A 7,285-nucleotide genomic window follows, 5' to 3' on the forward strand; every position below is an offset into this window, starting at 1 on the left:
GCCCTGCTCACCCTTCCCGCATCGGCGAGTCGCTGTAGAGCTGCCCGGCCTGTGCCGCCAGCCGGTCGAGCGGTCCGTTCGGCCCGGCGAACCCGGTCGCGGCCTTGAGCGTGTCGAACAGCTCGCCGCGCTGGGTGGCGCGGCCCGCGATCCCGGCGATCTCGGCGACCGAGTTCGGGTCCACGGTCGGGCGGTAGCGGCCCGCCGGCGCCCCTTCGGCCAGCGGCATGCCGGCGCGCGCGATGAAGTCGTTCGCCAGCGCGGACGCGGGCACCGTCCCGTGGTTGGCGCCGAGCGCCGGGGGCGGGGTCCGCACGTCGTAGCCGACGAGCCGGCCGGGCAGGACCTCGGCGGCGGGGCGCGCGGGGATCTGGCTGAAATCCGCCGGAGGCTTGCCCCACAACGAGTCCGGGACAGCGGCCGACCGAGGGGTCAGGGTCCATCCGTCGACGCTGTGCGGCGCGGCCGTCGGGCTGCCGAAGCGGACCGTCAGCCGGTGGACCGAGGAGACGCCGGTGAGATTCATCGGCTTGATGTCGATCGGGTCGGCGGTGTGGTCGTTCGGGGCCTGGGCCGCGGCGCTGGCGGTGAGGCCGGCGCCGGCGCCGACGGTGGCCTTGGGTGCCGCCGTTCGCACGGCAGCGGCCCGAACGTTCGGCGCGGCTTTGGCGGCCGGAGTCGCCGGCCCATAACGCAGGTCGCTGACCGGCAGCGCGGACTGTGTGCTGAAGGAGAACCCGGTCGCCCGCACCACCCAGATCTTCTGGTCCGCTCCGGTGGCACCCGTTCCGGCCGGGAGCGTGTTCAGCAGCTCCCCGGCGGGCTGGATCACGACCGTGCTCTTCGGCGACGGCAGCAGGTCGCGGAACTGCGGCCAGTTGAGCGCGGCGTCGGCCGCGCCGGACCGCCCCGCTCCGAACGCGACGGTGAACGACACCACCCACAGCGAGACGTGCACCTCGCCGCCGGTCGGCGGGCCCCACAGGTCCAGGCCCGCGCCGACGCTGACCGAGATCGTCTTGTGGATTCCCAGGATGCTGAAGGAGTACGACACGCCGATCGACAGCGCGAAGTGGCCGGTGAAGAAGAACGGCCGCCACGAGATCAGCAGGTCCGCCTCGATGGTGAACCACGCGCGCAGCCCGCCGTCCTGGAACACCGCCTCCAGCCGCCCGCCGGCCATGAAGCACGACGTCGTCAGCGCGGCGTAGGCGCTGCCGGAGATGGTGACGGTGTCGCTCACCGACCAGCGGAAGCCGAGCCGGGGGACCGCCGGGAAGTAGCTGGGGGCGGAGAACGCCGGGTGGTATCCGCCGAGCGTCAGCACGAACTCGCCGGCGTGCGGATTGTTGCCGAACCACGCCGCGACCGCGAAGCCGCCGGTGAGGTGGCACTCGGGGGCGATCACGTACGAGTTCGGGCTGAGGATGGCCGTCAGGGTGAAATAGCCGTCCTCAGGGGCGAGCACCGCTTCGATGCCGAGCTCGACGTAGGCGTAGGTCATCGGCGAGTCGGTCGCCTGCGGCAGCCGGAACACCGAACTGCCCAGGACGGCGAGCTTGAAGTGCTCGGAGATGTCCGCGACGAGCAGCGCGCGGGTCTGGACGAGCTCGTAGGACGTGAACGCGACGCCCAGAGCGAGCCAGATCGCCCCCGGCTTCGGCGCGATCCACGCCTTCGCCGTCTTGCCCGGCAGGATCGGCTCGCGGCCTTCGAGGACGGCGAGGATGTGACCCGGGTCCTGCGCCGCGGGCGGCTTGCCCGGCGCGCTCGGCGTGCCGAGCGCGACCAGCGGGAACGCGGTCACCTCGTCGGGGGCGGGCAGCTCCAGCGACCGGTTGAAGCCGAAGCCGGCCATGAGGCCGTCCACGAAGAACGCCGGCGGTCCGCCGAGAGGCGTTTCCAGTTGGGCGTAGATGAACATCGACGGCTGGCCGTCGGTGAACTGGGCATAGGAGCCGAGCCCTGCCAGCTCCAGCGACTCGGCGCTGATCTGTACCGTCCCGTCGAACTGGAATGCGATGCCGGAAGCGAGCTTGTCGTCGGGGACGCGCAGCAGCGCACCGGAGATGGTGAGTGGTCCGCTGGCGTAGGAGACGCCCAGGCCCGACAGGCGGAACTCCGGGACGAACGCCGTCAGCGGCGAGCCGAAGCAGAGCCCGTCCAGGGATATCGACAGCGGGCCCAGCGTGATCGCCGCGTCCAGCCCCACGAACAGCGCCCCGGACTGGTACAGCAGGCCGATCCGGTTGATCTGGACCACGCCGAGCTGCCGGTGCACGTCGAGCCAGTACCCTGCGGGCGAGGCGGCGGGGGGCTTCGTGCCCGCCGCGGCCGGCGCCGCCGGCGGTACCGTCAGCGCCGCGTTCTGGGTGGTGGGACCGGCTTGCAGGCGCGCGCTGATGCTCACGCCGTCGCCGAGCGGCCCGGTCGGAAGCGGGGTCGCGGTCTTCGGCAGCAGTTTGCCCAGCGTCTCCAGCTGTGTCGTGGTGAGCGTCGCGGAGCTGTAGAAGATCTGGAGTCCGTCGACCGCCAGGGTCTCCCCGGCCGGCAGCCGGTCGCCGACCAGCGGCAGCTGCGAGAGGTCCACCGCCGCCGAGAGCACGAGTCCGAGTGCGAACACCGGGTCGCCGGTCGCAGGCTTCGTGTACAGCAGGCGCGCGTCGCTGAGCCCGATGTCCAGACCGCCGGGGACCAGCCGCGCGGCGGTCTCGGACACCCCGGCGACCAGATCGTGCAGGCTGACGGCCTGCGCCGGCCCGGTGTGGCTGTAGGAGGCGATGAAGGTCTGCGCGCCGGCGTCGACGGTGTCGAAGATCAGGTCGAACGGCACGCCGCCGATCGTGATGTGGCCGGTGAACAGCGTCTCGAACCCTGCTGGGGCGGGGGGCTTGGTCGGGGTGACCGTGATCGCGACGACCGCCGAGACCGGCACGTCGGCGATCGACAGGCTTCCGGTGCAGGTGAAGGCGAAGGCGCCGGTCCCGGTCTGGTAGTCCAGCGAGATGTCGCTCAGGACCAGTGACCTGACCGGCTCGGGGACGTTCGTCGCGCCGAACGCCGCGGCGAGGTCGGCGAGCAGGTCGCCGATGTGCAGCTCGGTCCCGGGGTCGGTGCGGCCGCTGAACTCCCAGCCGGTCGCGGCCCCGCCGTAGGCGGCCAGCAGGTCGATCTCGATGCCGGAGGTGAAGGCGATGGTCCCGCCGAGCTGGCCGGTGACGCCGTCGGCCGGGGTGCGGCTGAGGCTGAAGAAGACCCGCTCGATGGTCAGCGGCCCGGCCGTCAGGTTGGTGTCGACGTCCAGGTCGGCGAAGTAGGTGCCGGTGGCCGGGGCCGCCGAGAACTTCGCCTCGGTGATCTGGCAGGTGGTCGGCAGATCCGCGGTCGGCAGGCCGAAGGAGGTGAGCACGTCGTCCAGCGCCAGCGGCTTGCCGTCGCGCAGGCCGCCGACGATGGAGCCCTCCGGGTAGCGGAAGGCGACGTCCAGCTCCAGCGCCCCGAGGGTCAGCACCGTGAGCACCTCGACCAGCTGGAGCTTGGCGGTCGCGCAGTCGAACCGGACGGACAGGCCGCGGATCGCGGCGTCGACCGCCGAGGCGTTGCCGCCGATGGTGCCGACGCCCGGATCGGTCGCGCCGCCGGATCCCGTGCCCGCGACCCAGGAGGCCAGGGCCGCCAGGCCCGGGAAGGCCGCGGTGCCCACGGGCTTGAGGGTCGCCAGCAGGACGGTGCCGTCGGTCAGCCCCACGAGGAGCTGCATCGGGACGCCGCCGAGCGCGAACCGGCCGACCACCGAGACCGACCAGGCGTCGGGCCCGATCATGCCGGCCAGGCCGATGGTGTCCAGGGTGAACAGGTGCGGGACCGGGGTCCAGGCCAGGTTCGGGACGTCGACTTCGAAGGTGAGGTAGGGCTCGTAGGCCGTGCCGGGGTAGAAGGTCACGTCGAAACCGGACGTGGGCAGCGTCAGCTGCTTGCGGAGCGCGTCCAGACCGGGCGGCTCGGCGATGTCGACCTCGTTGTCGGACTGGCCCAGGAGCAGGATGTCGAACGGGGTGACGCCGGTGGCGTCGGCAGCCAGCGTGATCCGCCAGCCGCGCGCCGTGGTGTCGTCGACGGACTGCACCGGCGGCGCGGAGGCGACGGTGACCGCGGCCCGTACCGAGGCGTTCAGCGGCAGCTTTCCGGTGACGACCCCGGACACCTGGTCGTCGGCGCCGCAGCGGATCTCGGCGGACTCCGCGGCGACCGCCGCGTCACCGAGGTTCGTGATCGGCCACGGTGCTGTGGACGTTCCGGAGATCGTCAGCACCGTGCCGTCGATGTGCAGCCCTGACGCGCCCGGCGAGAGGGTCACGCGCCGGTCCGGCACGCCGGTGAGGAAGTCCCGCAGCGGGGCGGGGAGGTTCTGGTCGGCGGTGTCCAGCGTGAGCGGGTCGCCGAGTGTTTTCACGTACGCGAGTACAGCGGCAACGTCCACCGCGTCGTCCCCCTCGAAGTCGGAGCGGCTGGAACCTGGGCTGATGAACTTCAGCTGATGAACTTCAGCGGAGTGGGTCGGTGGTGCTGGCGTGGCGGATCAGAACCGGATCGCCACGCCCCTGGGCCCGGCACCGCCGGCCAGGTCGTCGTCCCAGTACCGCATGTGGTAGCGCCGTGCGACGTTGCCGACCGGGGCCTGGGAACCGGCCTGGTACACGCGCAGCCGGATGTCGCCGCGGTTGCGTCCGGCCGCCGAATTGGGCGTGGCGTTGTCGCCGGCCACCCGCGATTTGTTGCCGACGGTCGTGAGCTGGTTGTTGCCCATCGAGGCGGCGATGACGGCGGTCTGGAAGTTGCAGTTCGTGAGGTAGAACGAGGAGATGCTCACCTGGCCGTGCAGGCGGTTCGCCAGGGCCACCGCCGGATGCTGGTGGTGGTGGTTGAAGCCGGTGCTGATGAGCGCGGTGCGCGGGTTCGCGGCGTTGAGGTAGGCCTGCGAGGTGGAGGTCCCCGCGCCGTGGTGGCTGCACTTGAAGGACACCACGCGCGGCGGGAGCGCCAGCGCCCCGCCGCCGCCGGCCGGATTGGGCAGGCCGTTGCCCATGATCGCGTTCATCGTCGGGTCCTCGCCGTTGGTCGCCATGTCGCCGAGGGTGGTGTAGAAGAAGTTGTTGAACCGGACCACCAGCCCGATCGAGGTGTTGTTGCCGGCGATGCCCGCGGCCGGGATCTGGAAGAACGCGTTGTGCAGGCCCTGCCAGGCCCAGCCGCTGCGGGTGACGACGTAGACCTCCGGAGCGTTGGCCGGCGGCACCATCGCGGCGGGACCTGAGCCCCACAGCACCTCGTCGCCCAGATTCGGGATCGAGGTCCGGTTGCGGTTCACGGTGGGCGCGGCCGTGGCGTTGGTGTGGACCGTGAAGTTGCCGTTGATCGCCCCGACCCAGCCGCCCGGAACCCCGACGCCGCCGAGGTCGATGACATGGGTGGCGTTGAACATGTTCCCGGTCTGGAACCGGGCCCGCACCGGCATCCCGCCCCGCAGGCTGTTGAACACCGCGGTCGTGACCGCCGTGCGCAGCGCGGCGCCGCCGAGCCCGGCGAGGATCGAGTTGGCGGCCTGGACACCGGCGGCCTTGGCCGCCCGGTGCCGGTTGTTCTGGTTCGGCACCAGCGACGCCACCCCGAACGGGTTGCCCTGCAGGTCGCCGTCGATCACCCCGATGTTCTGGGCCTGCAGGTCGGTCTCACCCCCGACCGTGGTGTTCCGCGCGTTGTTGGCCGCGTTGACGAAGCCCGCGGCGTTCCCGCCGAAGTTGCCCAGCGCCACGGCGTCCGCGGCGGCGGTGGCGCCGGCGATCTCCTCTTCCCGGTTGAAGCCCAGCACCGCCTCCTGCGCCGCGGCCGCCCCCATCTCGGTGGCCAGATCGGTCAGGTCGTCGGCCTGCAGCAGCGCCAACAACCCGCCCCGATGGTCCTGGTCGTAATGGGTGCACACGATGTGGTCCACAGCGGCCAGACCCACGGTGTTGGCGATGTAGTCGTGCACGAACGTGCTGTAGACGGCCTCACCCCCGTCGATGAGCATCGACCGGCGCACACCCGCCCCGTTGTCGGCGACCAGCAGCGTACTGTCGCCCTGGCCGACGTCGATCAGATGGATTTCCAGCTGCCACGGCATCACGGACTCCCGTCCTCGGCCACCCCCTAGCCAGCCTTGCCCTACGCATTGGAGTCCTGAATCAGGGTTCTGTCAATCGCGCCGCGGGGTCGCCGTACACAGGGGTTTCTCGGTGCTTGACGTGGAGGTCAGGAGGTTGTCGGTCGCCGTCGGCGGCGCCGCGATGACCGCGAAACGATCACCCTCGATCGCCATCACAGCGGCGCGGCGCCCCCATCGCGTTCGGCCGGCCGCTGACGAAGGACTCCCGGATGAATCATTTCAGCAGCCGCGAAAGGCGCCGGTCGGCCAGCGGCTTGCCGCCGGTCTGGCACGTCGGGCAGTACTGAAGGCTCGAGTCGGCGAAGGAGACCTCGCGGATGGTGTCGCCGCAGACCGGGCACTTCTCGCCGGTGCGGCCGTGGACGCGCAGGCCCGACTTCTTCTCCGCCTTCAGGTCCTTCATCGGTAGGCCGCGGGAGCGCTCGATGGCGTCGGCGAGGGTGCTGAGGGTGACGTCGTAGAGGTTGGCCACCTCGTCGGGGGTCAGCTTGGCCGCCAGTTTGTAGGGGGACATGCGGGCGGCGTGCAGGATCTCGTCGGAGTAGGCGTTGCCGATGCCGGCCAGCACGCTCTGGTCGCGCAGGACGCCCTTGATCTGGCGGCGCTCGCCGTCCAGGAGGCCGCGCAGGACCTCGACGGTGAATTCCTCCGACAGGGGGTTGATGCCCAGGCGTGCGATGCCCGGGACGTCGTTGGGGTCGCGCACGACGTAGACGGCCAGGCCCTTCTTCGTGCCGTACTCGGTCACGTCGATGCCGCTGCCGGCCGGCTCCTCCATGCGGACGCGCAGTGCCAGCGGCCCCTTGCCGGGCTTGGGCGGCGCCGTCGGCAGCGTCTCCTGCCACCGGACCCAGCCGGCGCGCGCCAGGTGCAGGACCAGGTGCAGGTCGCCGACGCTGAAGTCGATGAACTTCCCGTGCCGCCCCACGCTGCTGACGACCTGGCCCTCCAGGGCCGACAGCGGCGGGTCGTACGTCTTGAGCGCCTGGATCGCGACCGGCGTGGCCGCCGCGACGGCGTGTCCGGCGAGGTGCTCGTCCAGGAACGCGGCCAGCGCCTGGACCTCCGGCAGTTCGGGCA

General features: G+C 71.4%; 3 protein-coding genes. All 3 read right to left on the reverse strand.

All coding sequences use genetic code 11. The annotated features are described in order from the left end of the window. Nucleotides 1–7 precede the first annotated feature (7 nt). Nucleotides 8–4,453 carry a DUF6603 domain-containing protein gene (locus tag GWK61_RS07485; protein WP_194906417.1) on the reverse strand — a complete coding sequence of 1,482 codons (4,446 nt, stop codon included), beginning with the start codon at nucleotides 4,451–4,453 and terminating at the stop codon, nucleotides 8–10. Nucleotides 4,454–4,579: 126 nt separating this feature from the next. Further along, a complete protein-coding gene (locus GWK61_RS07490; protein WP_194906419.1) occupies nucleotides 4,580–6,163 on the reverse strand; it encodes an MBL fold metallo-hydrolase in 1,584 nt (527 codons plus the stop codon). A gap of 256 nt (nucleotides 6,164–6,419) precedes the next feature. Next, nucleotides 6,420–7,285, reverse strand: an 866-nt coding sequence (locus GWK61_RS07495; protein WP_194906421.1) for an Fpg/Nei family DNA glycosylase, incomplete at its 5' end; no start/stop codon positions are given.

The sequence above is a fragment of the Catenulispora rubra genome (assembly GCF_015356825.1).
Lineage (GTDB): Bacteria > Actinomycetota > Actinomycetes > Streptomycetales > Catenulisporaceae > Catenulispora > Catenulispora rubra.